This is a genomic window from Nocardia arthritidis (assembly GCF_011801145.1).
In the GTDB taxonomy this organism is placed as follows: domain Bacteria; phylum Actinomycetota; class Actinomycetes; order Mycobacteriales; family Mycobacteriaceae; genus Nocardia; species Nocardia arthritidis_A.
Genome location: NZ_CP046172.1, coordinates 7,604,743 through 7,623,937, shown reverse-complemented (window position 1 = coordinate 7,623,937; position 19,195 = coordinate 7,604,743). Strand labels below are relative to the sequence as shown.

Sequence of the window (19,195 nt, the reverse complement as noted above, 5' to 3'; positions counted from 1 at the left end):
CGAGTGAACCATGGGCGCAGCGCGCACCGCGCACGGTGCCGACGAGCGCTAGCGAGGAGGCGCCGTGAGCGGATTTCCGATTGATTTGATCGTTGCGCTCATCGGTATCGCGGTACCGATTGTCGCATTCGTCTGGGAGTTCGTGCTGGTCGGCAGGCGGCGGCTGGGCTACCGGGTGCAGATGGACACGCCGGTCACCGGTGAGATCGATTCGGTATTCCCTGGCGTGCTACCGCAATTGCGGCCGGACGAGAACGGCCGCAGCCCGGAGCTCAAGGATCTGTCGGTGGTGCTGTTCCGCATCGAGAACAGCGGCATCACCACCATTGATCCGGCGGATTACGCCGTGCCGGACGATGTTCGGGTCGGGCTGCACCTGCACTTCCCGCAGCGCCGGGTGATCGGCATGGCGGTCACCGAGTTGAGCGATCCCGGTCTCGGCGAATTCCTGGACGGCACATCGGGTATCGCGGTGCGCGAGGATCCGGTGGGTCAGTTCGGCATCATCGATCTGCCCAAGGTGCAGCTGAATCGCGGTGACCATTACAAGATTCTGGCGATTCTGCAGCGCTCGTCCGGCGTCGGCGAATATCCGGATCCGCAGCTGCGCGGGCGGTTGCGGGGCGGCCGGGTGGCCGAAAGCCACAGCCGCACCGGTGCTTCCAAATTCATGGTCGGGCTGACGGCCTTCCTCGCCGTGGTGATCGCTGTGCAGTTCGCGGTCGGTGCATTGGATTCGCCGTCCGCGCCGGAACCGCTCGACTGCGCGACGGGCAAACTGACGCTCGTCGGGTCGACGGCCTTCGAGCCGGTCGTCCGGCAGGCCGCCGATTCATACCGGAAGCGTTGTGCCGGAGCGGAATTCGATTTCGCCATGGTGGGTAGCGGTGCGGGGCTCGACCGGTTGGACGAGCAGGGCAAGGGTAATCCGGGCCTGCTGGCGATCACCGACGGACCGAAGGGCGTCGGCTATCCGACGCTGCTGTCCCGGCCGCTGGCATCCGCGCTGTACGGCGTGATCGTGCACAAGGATGTCGGCGTGCGCGAGCTGACCGTCGCGCAGATCCGCGATCTGTATGCCGGCCGTATCGCCAACTGGAATCAGGTCGGTGGCGCGGATCTGCCGGTGCGCCTGGTGAATCGGATGCACGGCTCCGGCACCCGCGACACCTTCGAACACCGGATGCTCGACGAACCGCAGCCGCTCTACCCGGCAGCGACCTGCCGCGAAATCCGTTACACCGCACCGCCGAGCCCGGCGCACTGCGAGGTGGCGTCGACCAAGGACATGCTGGCCGCCGTCGCGGAAACACCGGGCGCCATCGGGTACAGCGAATTCGCCGACGCGGCAAAGGCTTCGGGTATCACAACGGTCGCCATCGACGGACATGCCGCGAGCAAGGAGGCGGTGCTCGACCGGACGTATCCGTTCTGGGGTGTCGAATTCGCCTACAGCAACGGCGATCTGCCCGCCGATTCGCTCGCGGCCGGATTCCTGCGCTACCTCACCGATCAGGGCGGCAAGGATGTGCTGCGCGGCGCGGGCGCGCTGCCGTGCGCGGATCTGCCGAATCCGGCACTGTGCCAGCCGGTCTCCTGACCGGCCGAATGTCACACCGGCGACCGCCGCATCGTCTGTCATCTATCAGGTATGACGACGAAAGGACCGGTCCCGATGGCAAGGATGAACCTCAACGAGGTCGCGCCCGAGATGTACAAGGCGTGGTTCGAGGTGGAGCGGGCGATCCACCGCAGTCCGCTGGATCCGGTGGTGCGCGAGTTGGTGAAGATCCGGGTCTCACAGATGAACGGCTGCGTGTTCTGTATCGACCTGCACACCACCGACGCCCGGCTGGCCGGTGAGACGGAAAAGCGCATCTACCAGCTCAACGCCTGGCGTGAGTCGGCGCTGTACACCCCGGCCGAACGCGCCGCCCTCGCCTACGCCGAGGCGACGACCAGGCTGACCGAGCACGGTGTGAGCGACGAGATCTGGGACGAGGTGGTGAAGCATTTCGACGAGCAGGCCCTGGCGGGCCTGGTCGCGGTGACGGCGATGATCAACCTCTGGAATCGGCTCGGCGTGCCGCTGCGTAAACGGCCCGAACCCGTTCAGGGCTGAGTCGGCGGCAGCAGCGGCCTGTTGAACAGCTCCTCCAGCGGTTGCGGGCCGGTGTAGCGGCGACAGCCGCAACGCACCCACTCGCGCAGGCCGACAACGCTTTTGCGGCCGATCTCGGTATGGCATGCGCCGGTCTGCGGGTCGTGCATGGCCAGGTCGTGACCGCAGCCGCAGGTCGCGGGGAGGGATTCGGCCGATTTCGCCTTCGGTCGGCCGAACCGTCCGACGGCCCAGCCGGCGCCCGCGATTCCGGCACCGACGATCAGGGTGATTGGATCGAGCATACGCATATTGTATGTATGCGTATACTTAGTGTCTATTAGGGTTTTCAGCCGACCAGCAGTTGCTCGTCGCCGAAGTCCGCGACGAGTTTGAGCTTGCCGCCGAGGGCGGCGACATAGCGGTCGAGCACGTCCCTGGTGGACACCTCACCCTTTTCGATCTGGGAGACGCGGGCGATCGAGATGCTCATCTGGTCCGCGACCTCGCGCTGGGTCAGACCGCGCCGCTTGCGCATCTCGGCCAGCCGCCAGCCCTGGGCCCAGTCCTGGAGCTGCTGGACGCCCTCCTCGAATTTCTCGGGCCCGCCAGCGGTTTCGATGGCACGCTCGAGGTGCCCGCTGTCGCGCCAACGACGGAACGTGGTCATACTGGCTCCTCCTCTCGCTCGATCAGATATGCCTGGTACAGCCGCTCGGCCCGGATGATCGCCTCGCGGTACCACTGCTGCCACCGGCCCGCTTTGTCCCCGGCCACCAGCAGGATGGCCGAGCGCCACGGATCGAAGGCGAACAGTATGCGAATCTCGGTCCGGCCCGACGATCCCGGTCGTAGTTCCTTCAGGTTCGCGATATTCGATCCGACGATGCTGTCCACGAGTGGACGGCCCTGACAGGGCCCGACCCGTTCCAGCACCAGGATCGCCTCGTTCACCAATTTGTGTGTGGTGCGGTCGGTCTCGTACAACTCGTCGAGGAACCGCTCGACTTCGTCGGTAAGCAAGATCTCCCACGCATCCATGACGCTACCGCCCCCTCCGCTCAGATTCAAGGATTTTCTTTAATTCCATCGATCTATGGAATGAGGTGGGACTGTAATCCGGGCCACCGACAGGCTTCCGTGGTCTATGAAAGACGGAGGCCGTCTCCCCCAGGGGAGACGGCCTCCGGCCGGTAAAGGGCTGCGCTCAGCCGCGGAACGGGTACTTGCTGTCGAGTTCCAGATTCAGCTCCAGCACGTTCACCCGTGGCTCGCCCATGAATCCGAGCTCGCGACCCTGCGTGTGCTCGGCCACCAGGTCACGTACCTGATCCTCGGAGATGTTGCGGGCCTTGGCGATTCGCGCCACCTGGATGGCGGCGTACGCCGGGGAGATGTTCGGATCCAGGCCGCTGGCGCTCGCGGTGACGGCGTCGGTGGGAACCGGTGTCGCCGTCGGTGCGTCACCGCGGATCGGCACGATCAGGCCCGCCGAGTAGTCCTCCTCACCGTTCGCGTCGACCTTGGCGCATTCGACCTTGACACGGCGGTAGGTGGCGATGAACGGCGTTGTCGTGGTCTGGCACGGTTCGTTGATGCTGATCACCCTGGTGGGTTCGATCACCTCGCCGCGCGAGTTGCGCGGACCCATGACCGACAGCACCGCGCCGACGCCGGTGTCCTTGGTGCAGAACGGCCGTTCGCCGCTGACGCCCTCCAGCTTGCCGACCGCCTGGCTGCGCTGGCAGACCGTGGTGAGCAGGCTGGTGGTCTTCGCCGTCACCTTGGTCGGATCCTTCGGATCGAGGACGTAGGTGTCGGCGATGCTCTCCGGACCCATATTGCCGAAATTCGAACCGGTCGCGTCGTAGCCATCGGGCATGGGGCTGACACCGGTGGTCGGGTCGGCGGCCGGTACGGCGTTCGACGGGCGGGTCTGGAAGTACTGCGTTTTCGGGGTGCCCTGCCCATCGGTGAAGGCCTGGCCGATCAGGCTCGAACCGACGATCTTGCCGTCCCGCTCGAGCAGCGAACCGTCGGCCTTGTCTTTCAGGCCGGGGAGCTGGGCGACCGCGAAAACCACCAGGGGGTAGGCGATTCCGGTGATCACCGTGAGCACGACCAGCGCGCGCAGCGCCGCGATGTGTTGGCGGATCCAGGTTGAAATACGCATATGACTACATCCCTGGGAGGAATTGGATGACGAGATCGATGATCTTGATCCCGATGAACGGAGCGATGATGCCGCCGATGCCGTAGATGTAGAGGTTGCGGCTCAACAACTTCGACGCACTCGACGGTGTGTAGTTCACACCGCGCAGTGCCAGCGGAATCAACGCGACGATGACCAGCGCGTTGAAGATGACCGCGGACAGGATCGCCGACTGCGGGCTGTGCAGGCGCATGATGTTCAGCACGTCCAGGCCGGGGAACAGCGCCACGAACATCGCGGGAATGATCGCGAAGTACTTGGCGATGTCGTTGGCGATGGAGAATGTGGTGAGCGCGCCGCGGGTGATCAGCAACTGCTTGCCGATCTCCACGATCTCGATCAGCTTGGTCGGATCCGAATCCAGATCGACCATATTGCCCGCCTCTTTGGCGGCGGAGGTGCCGGTGTTCATCGCGACGCCGACATCGGCCTGGGCCAGCGCGGGGGCGTCGTTGGTGCCGTCACCGGTCATCGCGACCAGGCGACCGCCCTCCTGCTCCTGCTTGATCAGCGCCAGCTTGTCCTCGGGCGTTGCCTCGGCGAGGAAGTCGTCGACGCCCGCCTCGTCGGCGATCGCCTTGGCGGTCAACGGGTTGTCACCGGTGATCATCACCGTGCGGATGCCCATCCGGCGCATCTCGTCGAAGCGTTCCCGCATGCCTTGCTTCACAACGTCTTTCAGATGAATGACGCCGAGCAGCCGGGCCTCGCCCTTGACGATCTCACCGACCACCAGCGGCGTGCCGCCGGAGGCCGAGATGCCGTCGACGGTGATGCCGACCTCGTCCGGCACCGCGCCGCCGTTGGCCCGCACCCATTCGGTGACGGCGCTGGCCGCACCCTTGCGCAGCTGGTGCCCGTCGGCCAGGTCGACGCCCGACATGCGGGTCTGGGCGGTGAATTCCACCCAGGTGGCACCCTGCAATTCACCCGGCGTGCGCTCGCGCTTGTTGTAGGCCTGCTTGGCGTACACCACGATCGAGCGGCCCTCCGGGGTTTCGTCCGCGAGGCTGGAAAGCTGTGCGGCATCGGCCAATTCGTCGGAGGTGATGCCGGGCATCGGGACGAAATCCGAGGCTTGGCGGTTGCCGAGGGTGATGGTGCCGGTCTTGTCCAGCAGCAGGGTGTTCACGTCACCGGCGGCCTCGACGGCGCGGCCGGACATGGCGAGCACATTGCGTTGCACGAGGCGGTCCATACCGGCGATGCCGATGGCTGACAGCAGCGCGCCGATGGTGGTCGGGATCAAACAGACCAGCAGTGAGACCATCACGATTCCGGTGACGCCGTTGCTGTCGAGCGCCGAACTGTCCGCTACGCCAGGGTTGTTCGCCTTCGAGAAGATGGCCAGCGGCTGCAGCGTCATCACCGCGAAGACGAAGATGATCGTCAGGGCGGCGAGCAGGATGTTGAGGGCGATCTCGTTGGGCGTCTTCTGCCGCGAAGCGCCCTCGACGAGCGCGATCATCTTGTCGATGAAGCTGCCGCCCGGCTCCTGGGTGATCTTGACGACGATCCGGTCGGAGAGCACGGTGGTGCCTCCGGTGACCGCCGAGCGGTCGCCGCCGGATTCCCGGATGACCGGGGCGGATTCGCCGGTGATGGCCGATTCGTCAACGGAGGCAATGCCTTCCACGACATCGCCGTCACCCGGAATGACCTGCCCCGCCTCGACGACCACATGGTCGCCGCGCTGCAGTTCGGGCGCTGCCACCTTCTCCTCGACGATGCGCTCCTGGCCGGGATGCCATTCGACGAGCCGCCGGGCGATGGTGTCGGTCTTGGCCTTTCGCAGCGTATCGGCCTGCGCCTTGCCGCGCCCCTCCGCGACGGCCTCGGCCAGATTCGCGAAAAGGACGGTGAGCCAAAGCCATACGACGATCGCCCAGGCGAAGAAGGTCGGATGCACCACCGCGAGGATGGTGGACCAGACCGCGCCGATCTCCACGATCAGCATGACGGGGTTGCGCCACAGCGTGCGCGGATCGAGTTTCCTCAGCGCGTCCGGCAGCGATTTGTAGAGCATCTGCGGATCGAACAATCCGCCGGAAACCCTTCCGCCCTTGTGCTTTTCCGCAGCGTGCTGCTGCTCGGTGGTCGACGTCGCGTCGACGGTTGGGGTGGTCATGAGTGAATTCCTTCGGCGAGCGGCCCGAGCGCGAGCGCGGGCAGGAAGGTGAGGGCGACCAGGATGACGGTCACACCGACGACCAGACCGACGAACTGCGGCCGGTGCGTCGGCAGCGTGCCGATCGATGCCGGGGTGTGGCCCTGCTGCGCCAGCGAACCGGCGAGTGCGAGCACGAAGATGATCGGCAGGAACCGGCCGAACACCATGGCGAGGCCGAGCGCGGTGTTCCACCACACGGTGTTGCCGGACAGACCGGCGAAGGCGGAGCCGTTGTTGTTGGCCGCGGAGGTGAAGGCGTACAGCACCTCGGACAGGCCGTGCGGTCCGGAGTTGGCCATGCTCGCGCGTTCACCGGGCAGTGCCATCGCGATAGCGGTGCCGGTCAGCACCAGCAGCGGCGTGGTGAGGAAGTACGCGGCGGCGAACTTGATCTCCTTCGGGGTGATCTTCTTGCCGAGGTATTCCGGGGTGCGGCCGACCATGAGGCCCGCGATGAAGACCGTGATCACCGCCAGGACCAACATGCCGTACAGACCGGAACCGGTACCACCGGGCGCCACCTCGCCGAGTTGCATGTTGAACATGGTCATCATGCCGCCGAGGCTGGAATAGGAGTCGTGCGCCGAGTCGACCGCGCCGGTAGAGGTGAGCGTGGTCGCGGTCGCGAAGGTCGCGGAATTCGAGACGCCGAAACGGGTTTCGACACCCTCCATGGCGGCGCCGACGGCGGTCGGCACGGTGCCGTGGTGGCGCAGCTGGAAGAAGTTGTTCAGCGCGAGGCTGATCATCGCCAGGGTGGCCATCACGGCGACGATCGCGTAGCCCTGCTTGCGGTCGCCGACCAGCCGGCCGAAGGTGCGCGGCAGCGAGAAGCTGATCACCAGCAGCAGGAAGATCTCGATCCAGTTCGTCCACGCCGTCGGGTTCTCGAACGGGTGCGCGGAGTTCACGTTGAAGAAACCGCCGCCGTTGGTGCCGAGCAGCTTGATGACTTCCTGGCTGGCGACCGGTCCACCGGGCAGCGTCTGCTTATTCGTGTTGGCGACGGTGTCGGCGATCTGGTCGTAGAGGTGGAAGTTCTGGATCACACCGCCGGCGACCAGCACCAGCGCGCCGACGAAGGCGATCGGCAGCAGGATGCGAATGGTGCCGCGCACCAGATCCACCCAGAAGTTGCCGAGATCGCCGGTGCGGCTGCGGGCGAATCCGCGAACCAGCGCCACCGCGACGGCCATACCGACCGCGGCGGAGACGAAGTTCTGCACCGACAGACCCGTCATCTGGACCACATGGCCCATGGTCGAATCACCGGCGTAGTTCTGCCAGTTGGTGTTGGTGACGAAGCTGATGGCCGTATTCCAGGCCAGATCCGGCTTCATCTCGGTGGTCTGCTCCGCGGCGGGCAGGTGCAGCGGCAGATGCTTCTGCAGCAGCTGCAGGAAATAGAGGAAGAGCACGCCGATCGCGGAGAATGCGAGCACACTGCGCGCGTACACCGGCCAGGTCTGCTCGACGCCCGGCTGAACGCCGATGGCGCGGTAGATGATTCGCTCGGCCCGGTTGTGCTTCTCGCCGGCGTACACGCGGTACATGTAGTCGCCGAGCGGAATATGCACCAAGGCCAGCGCAAGGATCAGGGTCGCCGCGAAGACGATCCCTGCGGTAGTCGTGTTCACCTAGAACCTTTCCGGGGCGAGCAGGGCGGCAACCAGGTAGACGGCGATCAGGATGCCGAGAACCAGACCGATGATGTTCTCGGTCACAGTCGCTCCACCCCTCGCTGGATGAGGCCCAACAGGGCGAAGACGGCCACGGTGACCACCGTGAACACGACCACAGACATGGGTACACACACCTTTCATCAACGCCCCCTGTCATGGGGCGCAACAGGAGGAGTCAAACGTCCATCAGACCGTGAGCCGAGGTCCCTTACGACTCCTTTGCGCAGTCGACCACCGCATTTGCGTTTCGTTTACAGCCGGTCATGGGATAACTGAAAGGATGCCGTCAAAGTGTGTCCGGATGCCGTAAACACACCGTAAATACCCGCTTCTGCCTGGATCGCGGCGGTAGAAGTGGAGAGCCGGCCTGGCGGGCCACTCCCAGCGCGACCGGTGTTCCCATCGGTTGAGGAGAGGGTTGCCATGTCCACGGTCACGGTCGCTGTTCTGCTGGGCTTCGTCTGCTGCGCCCTGTTGATCCGCGCGCTCGGGGCCCGCGACTACGAGCGTCAAGCGCATCGGGTGGCGGCGCGGGCCGAATCCGGGCTCTTCGCGCGGCGGCGCGGTCCGGGGCGTGGCGCCGATGCCTGACCACATGACCCCGTTACGGCACGGGTGTCCCATACAGGACGCGCGCCGCGCGATGATGGTGGCGTGAAGCGCGGACAACTACGGATCTATCTCGGTGCTGCGCCGGGCGTCGGCAAGACCTTCGCCATGCTCGGCGAGGCGCACCGGCGGCTGGAGCGCGGTCGCGACGTGGTGGCCGCGGTGGTCGAGACGCACGGGCGGCCCAAGACCGCCGAACTGCTCGAGGGAATCGAGCGGATATCGCCGAAGATGGTCCCGTACCGGGGCACCGCCTTCCCGGAACTCGACGTCGAAGCGGTGCTGGCGCGGCATCCGGCGGTGGTGCTGGTGGATGAGTTGGCGCACACCAACACTCCCGGCAGCAAGCACGAAAAGCGTTGGCAGGACATCGAAGAACTGCTCGACGCGGGCATCGACGTGATCTCGACGGTGAACGTGCAGCATCTGGAGAGCCTCAACGACGTCGTCGAGCAGATCACCGGCATCCAGCAGAAGGAGACCGTCCCGGACGCCATCGTGCGCCAGGCCGAACAGGTCGAGCTGGTGGATATCACGCCGGAGGCGTTGCGGCGCAGGCTCTCCCACGGCAACGTGTACGCCGCCGATAAGGTCGATGCCGCGCTGCGCAATTACTTCCGGCCCGGAAACCTCACGGCGCTGCGGGAATTGGCGTTGCTGTGGCTGGCCGATCAGGTGGACGCGGCGCTGGCCAAATACCGCGCCGACCACAAGATCAAGGATCTGTGGGAGGCCCGCGAGCGGGTGGTCGTCGCGGTGACCGGCGGTCCCGAATCCGAGACCATCGTGCGCAGGGCCAGCCGCATCGCCACCAAGTCGAGCGCGGATCTAGTTGTGCTGCACGTGGTTCGGGGCGACGGGCTGGCCGGTGTCTCGACCGAGCGGATGAACCGGCTGCGCGAACTGGCCACCAGTTTGGACGCCACGCTGCACACGGTCACCGGCGACGACGTGCCCACCGCGCTGCTGGAATTCGCCCGCGAGGTGAACGCCACCCAATTGGTGCTCGGCACCTCCCGGCGCTCGCGCTGGGCGCGCATCCTCGACGAGGGCATCGGCGCGAGCGTCGTGCAGCGCTCCGGCCGTATCGACGTGCACATGGTCACCCACGAGGAGGCGCATCGGGGGCTGCGCCGGTACTCGCTGTGGCCGCGGCAACCGGTGCGGGCCTGGCTGGCCTCGGTGCTGGTGCCGTTCATCGTGTGCGGCATCTGCTCCGAATTCCTGGACGGCACACTGGATCTCGGCGGCATCAGCGCGATTTTCGTGGTCGGTGTGGTCGCGGTGGCGCTGCTCGGCGGCGTACTGCCCGCGGCCTTCTCCGCGGTGCTGTCCGGACTGCTGCTGAACTGGTTCTTCGCCGATCCGCGCTACAGCCTGACCATCGCCGAGCCGAATAGCTTCATCACCGCGGTCGTGCTGCTGATCGTCGCGGTGGCGGTCGCGGCGCTGGTCGATGTGGCCGCGAAGCAAACGCGTCAGGCGCGCAAGGCATCTCGGCAGGCCGAACTGCTCACCATGTTCGCGGGCGCGGTCCTGCACGGCGCCGATCTGCCGAATCTGCTCGAGCAGATTCGCGAGACGTACGGGCAGCGCGCGGTGAGCATGGTGTGCGGGGAGACGGTCGTCGGTGAGGCCGGGACGGATCCGCCGCGGCGGCCGGCCGACGCCGATATCGCCATCGAGGCGGGCGACGCCACCAGCCTGCTACTGCTCGCGGGCAAACCGCTGGAGGTCGGGCAACGGCCGGTGCTGAACGCGGTGGCCAACCAGGCCGCCGGACTGGTTCGCCAGGCCCGCCTGGCCGAGGAGGCCAGCGCCGCGGCGGCGCTGCTGGAGGCCGACCGGCTGCGCCGGGCGCTGCTCTCGGCGGTGAGCCACGATCTGCGCACCCCGCTGGCCGGGGCCAAGGCCGCGGTATCCAGTCTGCGCAGCGACGACGTGGAATTCTCGCCCGAGGACACCGCGGAACTGCTGGAGACCATCGAGGAATCGGTGGATCAGCTCACCGCGCTGGTCGGCAATCTGCTCGACCAGTCGCGGCTCGCCGTCGGCGTCGTCCAACCGCAGTTGCGCACCGTCTATTTGGACGAGGTCGTACACCGGGCGCTGGTGAGCGTCGGGATGGGTGCGCGCGGGTTGCGCCGCGCCGCGATGGACCGGGTGAAGGTGGAGGTCGGCGAGGTTTCCGTCCGCGCGGACGCCGGCCTGCTCGAGCGCGTGGTCGCCAACCTGATCGATAACGCGCTGCGCCACGCGCCGCGCGACACGCCGGTGCGGGTTACCGCGGAACGGGACGGAGACCGCGCGATCATCGCGGTCGTCGATACCGGACCCGGAATCCCGCCCGGCTCGGAGGAACAACTCTTCGAACCGTTCCAACGGCTCGGGGATCGCGACAACACCACGGGCGTCGGCCTCGGCCTGTCCGTGGTGCGCGGCTTCGTCGAGGCGATGGGCGGCACCGTGCATGCCGAACCGACTCCGGGCGGCGGCCTGACCATGCTGGTCGACCTGCCCGCGGACGAAAGCGAGCAGGAACAATGATGACGCTGGGAATGGACCGGACGCGGACAGCCCTACCAACACAGGAAGCGGCGATGACCGATAAGACGCAGGAAACCCCGGCCACCAGAGTGCTGGTGGTCGACGACGAGCCGCAGATCGTGCGCGCGCTGCGCATCAACCTGTCGGTTCGCGGATATGAGGTGATCACCGCGGCCACCGGCGCCGCGGCGCTGCGTGCCGCCGCCGACAAACATCCGGACGTCGTGATCCTCGACCTCGGCCTGCCCGATATGGACGGCATCGAGGTGCTGGCCGGACTTCGCGGCTGGTCGACCGCGCCGGTGATCGTGCTCTCGGCGCGCACCGATTCGGCCGACAAGGTCGAGGCGCTGGACGCGGGCGCCGACGACTACGTCACCAAACCGTTCGGTATGGACGAACTGCTCGCCCGGCTGCGGGCCGCGGTGCGCCGCGGCGCCACCGACGCCGACACCGCCGACCCGGTGGTGGTGACCGCGTCGTTCACCGTCGACTTGGCCGCCAAGAAGGTCACCAAGAACGGTGAGACGGTGCACCTGACCCCCACCGAATGGGGCATGCTCGAGATGCTGGTCCGCAACAAGGGCAAGCTGGTGGGCAGGCGCGAACTGCTACGCGAGGTGTGGGGACCCTCCTACGCGACCGAAACCCATTATCTCCGTGTGTATCTCGCGCAGCTGCGGCGCAAGCTGGAAGATGATCCCTCGCATCCCAAGCATCTGCTGACCGAGGCGGGCATGGGCTACCGCTTCCAGGAGTGAGTGATGGGAATCCGACGCAACATCTGATTTCGCGACAACATGGGTAACTCATCGGGTACGGGCCAACTGGACCAGCGTCTCAGCCGCCGGTCGCCGACGCAGCCGGTGTGGCACACGAGTCTGGCCTGAAAGCGCGGGGAGGCGGGACAGCGGGCATGCAGCCATACCTACTCAAATGGCAGGATCGAGAGCATGTCCGAGCAGACCGCACCCACCACTGTCCCCACCTCCCTATGGGTCGAGCGCACCGGCACCCGCGAGTACATCGGGCGCAGTTCGCGCGGCGCCGAGGTGTTGATCGGCTCGCAGGGTGTCCCCGGCCGCTTCACCCCCGGTGAACTGTTGAAGATCGCGCTGGCGGGCTGCACCGGGTTGAGCGCGGACTTCTCGCTCAGCCGCAAACTCGGCGACAACTTCGACGCGACGATCCACGTCTCCGGCGACGCCGACCGGGAGAACGAGCTGTACCCGCAGCTCGACGAGGAGTTCGAGCTGGATCTGTCGGAGCTAAGCGAACAGGATCGGGAGCGGTTGCTGGTCACCGTGCAGCGCGCGGTCGACAGGGCATGCACCGTCGGCCGGACGCTGAAGGCGGGTACCAAGGTGACGCTGAATTTCGCCGTGGAGGGTTGATGGAGGCTGTCCGACTTAGCGCTTGGGTGCATGGTCGGGTGCAAGGCGTCGGGTTCCGCTGGTGGACCAGATCGCGGGCGCTGGAACTCGGCCTGACCGGTCATGCCACCAATGCCCGGGATGGGCGGGTGCATGTGATCGCGGAGGGGTCACGGCCGAATTGCGAGCGATTGCTCGGGCTGTTGCGCTCCGGTGAAACTCCGGGCAGGGTCACCCTGGTCGTGGAAAACTGGGAGGCGGCGCGGGGAGATTTGGCGGGATTCGAGGAGCGCTGATGAAGTTTCGGGCGAACGGGGGCAAGACGGGATGAGCACACGGGATCCCGGCATGCCGGATCGGTCGGATTCGTTGCGCGACGACGCTGCTGGATCCGGGAGTTCTGGGTCGGCGAAAGCGCCTGAGCCCGAGCGCACTTCGTTCGAGTCGAGGGTGCGGGAATCGACTGACTCCCGATCGGCCGCGCGCGAACTGGTCGGACCGGATTCAGTGGCCGCGGAGCGGGGGCTGCCCCAATCGGCCGCGCGCGAATCGACTGGACCGGAGCCATCCGCACCCGAATCGGCGATGCCGGGATCGCCGGTGTCCGGATCGGCGGCTGCGGAATCGCCTGCGCCCGAACCGACCACGCCGTTATTGCCGCAGGCCGCGGAATCGGCGGTGTCCGAATCGGTTTCGCGCGAACCGGTTGTGCCGGAACCGGGCGCGGTCGGATCGGCTGCCTCGCAATCGGCCGCGTCGGAATCGCCTTCTCCTGAGCCGACGACACCTTTGTTGCCGCAGGTCTCGGAGTCGGCGAACCGGGAGTGGTGGGCTGAGCCGGTCGCGCCGAATCCGACGCTCCTGGTCCCGGATCCGATGCCGGTATATCCCAGCTACCCGCCGCCGGGGCCGACCCGGCCCGAATCGACATTCGCCGACCGGCCGAATCCGACGCTGGTGGACGGGGTTCTGCTGGATGCGATCGGCGCGGATCCGGGAAGCCTTGCGGCAGCGGATTCGCCGACGGTGTCGCTGGAGAAGTCCGATGTCTCGCGCGGTCGGATCCAGGTGCAGGAGGCGGGTATCACGCAGCCGCGTCCGCCGACACTTGCCGAATCGCGGGCTCGGGACAAGGCTCGTAAACGCGCGGAGGAGGCCAGGCTCGCCGCCGAGGCGGCCGCGGAAGGCAAGCGGCGCAACCGGAAACGGGCGATGATCGGCGGTGCCGCGATTGTCGGTGTCGCGGCGTTGGTCGGAGGTGGTTATCTCGCGTACCGCACCGCGACGGCACCTGACTACGAGAACGTGACCGCCTACTGCACCAAACTCGAGGGAGACCAGAAGACGGTCGTGCCCGACTCCGACCCCCATTGCGGGCCGGGGCACCCCGGATTCGTCGACGACAGCAACGGGTTCGTCCCGTTCCCGCTCATCGTGCCCATCGGGAGTCCGCAGTACCGGTACTACTACGGCGGCACCGGCACCGTTGGCAAGCCGCCGACCGGCGGGACGTTCGACCGCCCGAGCAACGCGCACATCACCACCAAGAGCGGCACCACAATTCAGCGCGGCGGGCTCGGCAGCAAGAGCGGCGGTGGCTCGTAGTGCGACGCGTGCGCGGGGCGCCCCGGCGCGGATGGCAGCAGACCATTCAGAGCCAGGGCCTGGTCTACGGTGTGCCCGCCAGGGACGCCGCCGGTCGTCCGAGGCCGTACTGGGACGAATCGGTGCACTACGAATTCGATATGGACGAGATACTCGCCCTCGAATCCCAGGTCGAATTGCTGCATTCGATGTGCCTGGACGCGGTGGACCAGATCATCCTGACCGAGCGGTATAGGGATTTCGGTCTGCCCGAATGGAGTTGGGAACCGATCGCCGAATCGTGGCGACGCCGGGACCCGCACGTGTACGGCCGCTTCGATCTGCGCTACGACGGGCGGCGGCCGCCGAAACTGTTGGAGTACAACGCCGATACGCCCACCTCGCTACTGGAGGCGGCGATCGTGCAGTGGCATTGGCTCACCGACTCCTATCCCGGTGGGGACCAATGGAATTCGCTGCACGAGCAGTTGGTCGATCGCTGGAAGGTGTTGCGCGACATCCTGCCCGGCGCCCAGCTGCACTTCAGCTGGTCGGGCGCGGATTCCAGCGGTGAGGACAATGTGACCACCGCCTATATGCAGGAGACCGCCGCCGAGGCGGGTTTCGATACCGTCGCGCTACCCATCGAGGAGGTCGGATTCGATTCGGAGCTCGAGCGTTTCGTCGATTTGGCCGAGGCGCCGATCGAGGCGATCTTCAAGCTCTATCCGTGGGAGTGGGCGCTGGACGACGACTTCGGCAAGCGGGTGGTGTCGAGTCTGCCGCAGACCATGTGGATCGAACCGCTGTGGAAGACGTTGCTGAGCAACAAATCCATCCTCGCGGTGCTGTGGGAGATGTATCCCGGCCATCCGAATCTGTTGCCCGCCTACATCGATGCGCCGCACGAGCTCACCGAATACATTCGCAAGCCGAAGCTGGGCCGCGAGGGCGCGAATATGACCATCGTCGGCGCCGGTCTGGAAACCGCCACCGGCGGCGTCTACGGCGAAGAGGGCTACATCTACCAACTCCTGGACCCCCTACCGCTTTTCGACGATATGCGCCCGGTCATCGGCGCCTGGATCGTCGGCGACTCGGCCGCGGGCATGGGCATCCGCGAATCCGCGGGCCCGATCACCGACGACGGCTCCGCCTTCATCCCGCACCGCATCATCACGGAGTAGCCGAGTTCAACTCGGTCGCATATCAGGCGTCGCCTTCGCAGTACGCCTTGATGAAGATCCGCCGTTGGTCGTTTCCGCTGTCGTGGATGACGATCCATCGAGCCGGGAAGGGGGGATGGTAGTCGTTGAATTGGATATTTCCGGTATCGGCCTTCAGAGCGTCTGCCACGGCCGAGTCCATCCAGTGCTCCGACCGCCACTCAGGCGGCACACCGGGAGTGAATCGACCCAACGCGGAGAGCTGCTGGAAGGGCGCCACCTGGTCCTGCGGGACGTCGACGATGGCGGACACTGTTCGACCCGCCCCGAAGTCGGCGGCGAAGTGCTGCGCGGCAACATGCGGTGCGGCAGCGAAGTGGATATTCGCGCATTTGGCCAGCTCGTCCGGAGCGGACTTCTCACCGAATTCGGCCTTGCATCCGATGAGCAGGAAAGCGGCCGGTAGCAGAAGTGCGAGAGCGCGTCTCACAGGTACCCTTCCCAGGACATAGGCACGATATTTCTCGTATTGCCGCTGACACGGAAGCTGCGGGCCCACCCGGCCGCTTCCAACTGCCTCATATCGGCGTCGATATTGGTTTTCAGGCTGTATATGAGGTCGGTGTCGAATTGGCGGGCTTGGTCGAAATTATAGTAATCATAGATGTATACCACGCAATCGATGTGGGCCAGTAATCTGCTATCGCCATCTTTTTGTTCGACCTTGACATCGCTGCCAACCGCGATCGAAAAGTGTCCCAAAGCGTTCGCGATATCCGAGTCGTCGGTCGGATAGGTCAGGATCCAGTCGGTTGTTACTTCTCTGGAACCAATTCGAGGATCGGCCTTCACTATGTCCTTGATGCGGTCGAGGCCGACTCTGGCCTTGTCTCTGACGTCGCCGGTTTTCAATACCTTTCGGACTTGGTCGGCAGTCATCGTGTATCGGGCATCGGGACCGTTGTTCCCGATGTAGAAGTCGAATAGTTCCGAGGCGAAGTCGAAACCTTTCATATCGAAGTAGGCGGCTACGTATCCGGCCTCCGACCAGTTCGCGGCCGCCTCGGCTTTGTCTACGATCCCATCGGCGGAACCGTATGCCACGACATTGTCGGGAATCGGAGGTTCAGAGGGTGGATGCAAGGCTGTGTTCCCACCATACGTTGTTCTTGTATCCGTACCGAAGGGTCCCCAAATCTGCCACGATCTTGCTGGGGAGGTTGAAAAGATCGTCGGTCGGCTCGGGGACCCGAGTTCCCGGCTCGTAGGCCAAGACCTGTTGAATCCGTTCCAGCAAATGTTTTATCTCTGTGTTCCTGGTGTCGGCCATGGTTCGCACGGTGTTGATCGCCGAGGTGATCTGGTTCTTGACCGCATCGTTCATCGGACGATCCGCCACTTGGGCCCAGACCCCGACCGGGAGCGAAAATCCCAGCAATTTCAGCGGTTCCATGAGCCCGGTGGACACGCCCGCGGCCTGGTTGTAAACCAGCCGTTCCAGGCATTCGCCTCCCTTTTCCAGCGTATTCGAGATGGTTTCCATATCGGCACTGCGCTGCGAAATCGTAGTCTCGAGGGTGCTGATGGTGGTCGCGTAGGAGTCGGCGGCCTTGCCCGACCATTTCGAGCTCAGCCACCGCGAGCCACTGTTCAGGTTCCATGCGGTGACGGAATCGTTGGTTCCGAGCTGCCGGATTCGCTTGCCGATGGTCCGGATATGCTCCCAGTCGCAAGCCAAAGGGCTGAGATAGTATTCTGCTGGTTTTATCCCGATCGATTGGCTCAATCGCTCATCGAATATGGAGATGATGTCGTGAGCGCCGGTGACGACGGCCTTGACGCTGAGGTTCTCCGTCTGGATATCCACGGGATCAAAAAATTGCATCCCACTGAATCGGATTTTGTCCGTTGCGGTCTGGTCCAGTGGTGGCAACGAAAGCGAGGACGTGGCGGTGGTCATGGCCCTGGCCCAGGCGGTGTCCTGTTGCTGGAACCTTTGGACGGTAGTTTCGAGATTGCTACCGAAAGTCAGGACCTGATCGTGACTCTGCCTACCGAGTGCTGATACTCGATCCCGGAAATTTTGGAATGAGGAGGTCAAAGTCTCCAGGAGGCCGGAGGCGTCACCTGGAAGTGACAACATCGACGATATCCTCGACGTGTTGCGCAGTAGGCTTTCGCCGGTATTTCTCAAATCTCCGGCGAAGCCGAGTAGGGCGGCAGAGGTGACCGAAAGCTCGCTCATAGGCACGTCGGCCATCGTTACCCCCCCGATCGAGTGTCTCGTTCGAGGTTATCAGTCATATGCCGAGCCGAGCTCGAGCGCGATCGGGTTGCGGGTCCTACGTCGTCATCACGTAGTTCTCGGTCGGCGACGGACTTGACATTCCACTTTGGACGGTTCACGCTGGTTATATTCCACTATGGAGGGTTGGAGCTGGGATGGAACTCTCGACCGGGACTCGCGCCTCGGATGCCGAGCGGGAGCGGGTGGTGCGGTTGCTCGGGCGGCATATGGCGGACGGGCGGATCGACCTCGCCGAATACGATCAGCGGGTGGCGCGGGTGTATGCGACCGCGACGCGCGAGGAGTTGTCGGTGGTGCTTTCGGATCTGCCTCGGCTGAAAGATTCGGTGGCGCAGCGTAATTCGCGCGTACCGATCTGGCAGCGCATCGAGGGCGGCAGCTGGCTCGGGGTCAGCGTGCTCGTGCTGGTCATCTGGGGTGCGATTTCGCTCGGCGTCGGCTCGCTCACCTACTTCTGGCCGATGTGGGTGATCGGGCCGTGGGGTGCCGTGCTGGTATTCCGGATGCTCGCCGGATTCGAGGCCGGACGTTGTTCCGGTCGCCCGCAGCGGTGAGCCGACCGCGACGGCATCAATAATCGAGCCGGTAGCGGCCCCGGCGCCGACGATCCGAATCTCCCTCGGCGCCATAGGAATCGGCCTCGTATCGCGCATAACCGCGGGCTCTGTGCGTCCCGTACTGTTCACGGGCCGGTGGCCGACGATCGGCGCGGGGTCGCGTGGGTGGTCGCGCGGCGGGTTCGACGATCGGTAGGTCCGCGGTGATCCTGGTGGGGCTGACGCCGCGCTCCCGGAACGCCGCCGGAATGCCCTGTTCGTACAGCCACGCCCCAGGATCCTGCCGGATCTCCGGATCCAGTTGCGGCACTGTGCGATCCAGGATCGCGAGCAGATGTCCCTTGCCGTCGAGCGCGGCGCGAATGGCCGGGAAGGTATCGGGGTGGAAGGTCCACGCCCACTCGTATTCCGGTCGGCTGTCGACGAATTCGCGGCCGCGGAACACCAGCTCACCCGATGCCACGATGCGCACCCGCACCGCGAAACCGTCGACCTCGAACCGGCATTCCGATGGCGGCGGGCGGCGTCCGCGCCGGGCCACCTCGAACCAGGCGACGACCAGCGCGGTGAGCCCGAGCAGCGCCGAGAGCACCAGCTCGGTCCACACATCCGTCAGCATCGGCCGTCTGCTGACCTCACACCCCCATAGGAAGATCAGGCTGCCCGCCACCAGCGAGCCGATCCGGACAAGACGCAGCACCGTGCTGGTCTCGAGCACCGGAACTGGCATGCGCTGCGCTCCCGAACAAACACTCGGCTGGTGAGGTCGCATGGATCGTATGCGCAGCGATCGCCCGATGGCAGGGCGAGGGGAATCGCGCGGCGCCGCGCAGTATGGTGAGCAAATCCGAGGCACACCGAAATACCGGAGTTTCGGCGATGACTC

At 65.4% G+C, this 19,195-nt stretch carries 21 protein-coding genes; 10 read left to right on the top strand and 11 right to left on the bottom strand.

The window, feature by feature from the left end; all coding sequences use genetic code 11:
* Positions 1 to 64 precede the first annotated feature (64 nt).
* Both F5544_RS34305 and F5544_RS34300 read left to right on the top strand, forming a co-directional pair.
* Positions 65 to 1,600: a substrate-binding domain-containing protein gene (locus tag F5544_RS34305; RefSeq protein WP_167477013.1), complete on the top strand. Its 1,536-nt coding sequence runs from the start codon at positions 65 to 67 to the stop codon at positions 1,598 to 1,600.
* 75 nt (positions 1,601 to 1,675) lie between these two features.
* The gene (locus F5544_RS34300) at positions 1,676 to 2,122 is read left to right on the top strand and encodes a carboxymuconolactone decarboxylase family protein (protein ID WP_238846794.1); all 447 of its coding nucleotides are present in this window, start codon (positions 1,676 to 1,678) and stop codon (positions 2,120 to 2,122) included.
* Here F5544_RS34300 and F5544_RS34295 read toward each other — a convergent pair.
* From F5544_RS34295 to F5544_RS47675, 7 genes are all read right to left on the bottom strand, one after another.
* Entirely contained in the window at positions 2,113 to 2,406 is a 294-nt protein-coding gene (locus F5544_RS34295) for a hypothetical protein (RefSeq protein ID WP_167477012.1), read from the bottom strand. The genes F5544_RS34300 and F5544_RS34295 overlap by 10 nt on opposite strands.
* Positions 2,407 to 2,450: 44 nt before the next feature.
* Positions 2,451 to 2,771 carry a helix-turn-helix domain-containing protein gene (locus tag F5544_RS34290; protein WP_167477011.1) on the bottom strand — a complete coding sequence of 107 codons (321 nt, stop codon included), beginning with the start codon at positions 2,769 to 2,771 and terminating at the stop codon, positions 2,451 to 2,453.
* Positions 2,768 to 3,142: a type II toxin-antitoxin system RelE/ParE family toxin gene (locus F5544_RS34285; RefSeq protein ID WP_167477010.1), complete on the bottom strand. Its 375-nt coding sequence runs from the start codon at positions 3,140 to 3,142 to the stop codon at positions 2,768 to 2,770. Before F5544_RS34285 ends, F5544_RS34290 begins: the two co-directional genes overlap by 4 nt.
* A gap of 166 nt (positions 3,143 to 3,308) precedes the next feature.
* A complete protein-coding gene (locus F5544_RS34280; RefSeq protein ID WP_167477009.1) occupies positions 3,309 to 4,274 on the bottom strand; it encodes a potassium-transporting ATPase subunit C in 966 nt (321 codons plus the stop codon).
* 4 nt (positions 4,275 to 4,278) lie between these two features.
* Positions 4,279 to 6,441, bottom strand: coding sequence for a potassium-transporting ATPase subunit KdpB (gene kdpB, locus F5544_RS34275; RefSeq protein WP_167477008.1), 2,163 nt, complete (start codon positions 6,439 to 6,441; stop codon positions 4,279 to 4,281).
* Positions 6,438 to 8,120, bottom strand: coding sequence for a potassium-transporting ATPase subunit KdpA (kdpA, locus tag F5544_RS34270; protein WP_167477007.1), 1,683 nt, complete (start codon positions 8,118 to 8,120; stop codon positions 6,438 to 6,440). The genes kdpB and kdpA overlap by 4 nt, the downstream gene beginning before the upstream one ends.
* Complete coding sequence (locus tag F5544_RS47675; protein ID WP_167477006.1) at positions 8,121 to 8,306, bottom strand: potassium-transporting ATPase subunit F; 186 nt, start codon at positions 8,304 to 8,306, stop codon at positions 8,121 to 8,123.
* Positions 8,307 to 8,588: 282 nt separating this feature from the next.
* Here F5544_RS47675 and F5544_RS34260 point away from each other — a divergent pair, with 282 nt between their 5' ends.
* From F5544_RS34260 to F5544_RS34230, 7 genes are all read left to right on the top strand, one after another.
* The gene (locus F5544_RS34260) at positions 8,589 to 8,756 is read left to right on the top strand and encodes a hypothetical protein (RefSeq protein WP_167477005.1); all 168 of its coding nucleotides are present in this window, start codon (positions 8,589 to 8,591) and stop codon (positions 8,754 to 8,756) included.
* A 63-nt stretch (positions 8,757 to 8,819) separates the two neighbouring features.
* The gene (locus F5544_RS34255; protein WP_167477004.1) at positions 8,820 to 11,321 is read left to right on the top strand and encodes a sensor histidine kinase; all 2,502 of its coding nucleotides are present in this window, start codon (positions 8,820 to 8,822) and stop codon (positions 11,319 to 11,321) included.
* Positions 11,322 to 11,374: 53 nt separating this feature from the next.
* Positions 11,375 to 12,082, top strand: coding sequence for a response regulator (locus tag F5544_RS34250; protein ID WP_167477003.1), 708 nt, complete (start codon positions 11,375 to 11,377; stop codon positions 12,080 to 12,082).
* Between the two features lie 192 nt (positions 12,083 to 12,274).
* Positions 12,275 to 12,715 carry an OsmC family protein gene (locus F5544_RS34245; protein WP_167477002.1) on the top strand — a complete coding sequence of 147 codons (441 nt, stop codon included), beginning with the start codon at positions 12,275 to 12,277 and terminating at the stop codon, positions 12,713 to 12,715.
* Complete coding sequence (locus tag F5544_RS34240; RefSeq protein ID WP_167477001.1) at positions 12,715 to 12,990, top strand: acylphosphatase; 276 nt, start codon at positions 12,715 to 12,717, stop codon at positions 12,988 to 12,990. Before F5544_RS34245 ends, F5544_RS34240 begins: the two co-directional genes overlap by 1 nt.
* Positions 12,991 to 13,294: 304 nt before the next feature.
* A complete protein-coding gene (locus F5544_RS46735) occupies positions 13,295 to 14,299 on the top strand; it encodes a hypothetical protein (protein WP_238846793.1) in 1,005 nt (334 codons plus the stop codon).
* A complete protein-coding gene (locus tag F5544_RS34230; protein WP_167477000.1) occupies positions 14,299 to 15,465 on the top strand; it encodes a glutathionylspermidine synthase family protein in 1,167 nt (388 codons plus the stop codon). Before F5544_RS46735 ends, F5544_RS34230 begins: the two co-directional genes overlap by 1 nt.
* Before the next feature lie 22 nt (positions 15,466 to 15,487).
* On the opposite strand, the gene F5544_RS34225 is transcribed toward F5544_RS34230, so the two are convergent.
* The 3 genes from F5544_RS34225 to F5544_RS34215 are packed head-to-tail and all read right to left on the bottom strand — an operon-like array spanning position 15,488 to position 17,704.
* Positions 15,488 to 15,934, bottom strand: coding sequence for a hypothetical protein (locus tag F5544_RS34225; protein WP_167476999.1), 447 nt, complete (start codon positions 15,932 to 15,934; stop codon positions 15,488 to 15,490).
* A complete protein-coding gene (locus F5544_RS34220) occupies positions 15,931 to 16,548 on the bottom strand; it encodes a hypothetical protein (RefSeq protein ID WP_167476998.1) in 618 nt (205 codons plus the stop codon). The genes F5544_RS34225 and F5544_RS34220 overlap by 4 nt, the downstream gene beginning before the upstream one ends.
* 22 nt (positions 16,549 to 16,570) lie before the next feature.
* Positions 16,571 to 17,704: a hypothetical protein gene (locus F5544_RS34215; protein WP_167476997.1), complete on the bottom strand. Its 1,134-nt coding sequence runs from the start codon at positions 17,702 to 17,704 to the stop codon at positions 16,571 to 16,573.
* Between the two features lie 182 nt (positions 17,705 to 17,886).
* On the opposite strand from F5544_RS34215, the gene F5544_RS34210 reads away from it, so the two are divergent.
* Positions 17,887 to 18,306, top strand: coding sequence for a DUF1707 SHOCT-like domain-containing protein (locus F5544_RS34210; RefSeq protein WP_167476996.1), 420 nt, complete (start codon positions 17,887 to 17,889; stop codon positions 18,304 to 18,306).
* A 16-nt stretch (positions 18,307 to 18,322) separates the two neighbouring features.
* Here F5544_RS34210 and F5544_RS34205 read toward each other — a convergent pair whose 3' ends face one another.
* Positions 18,323 to 19,039, bottom strand: coding sequence for a hypothetical protein (locus F5544_RS34205; protein ID WP_167476995.1), 717 nt, complete (start codon positions 19,037 to 19,039; stop codon positions 18,323 to 18,325).
* Positions 19,040 to 19,195: the final 156 nt, after the last annotated feature.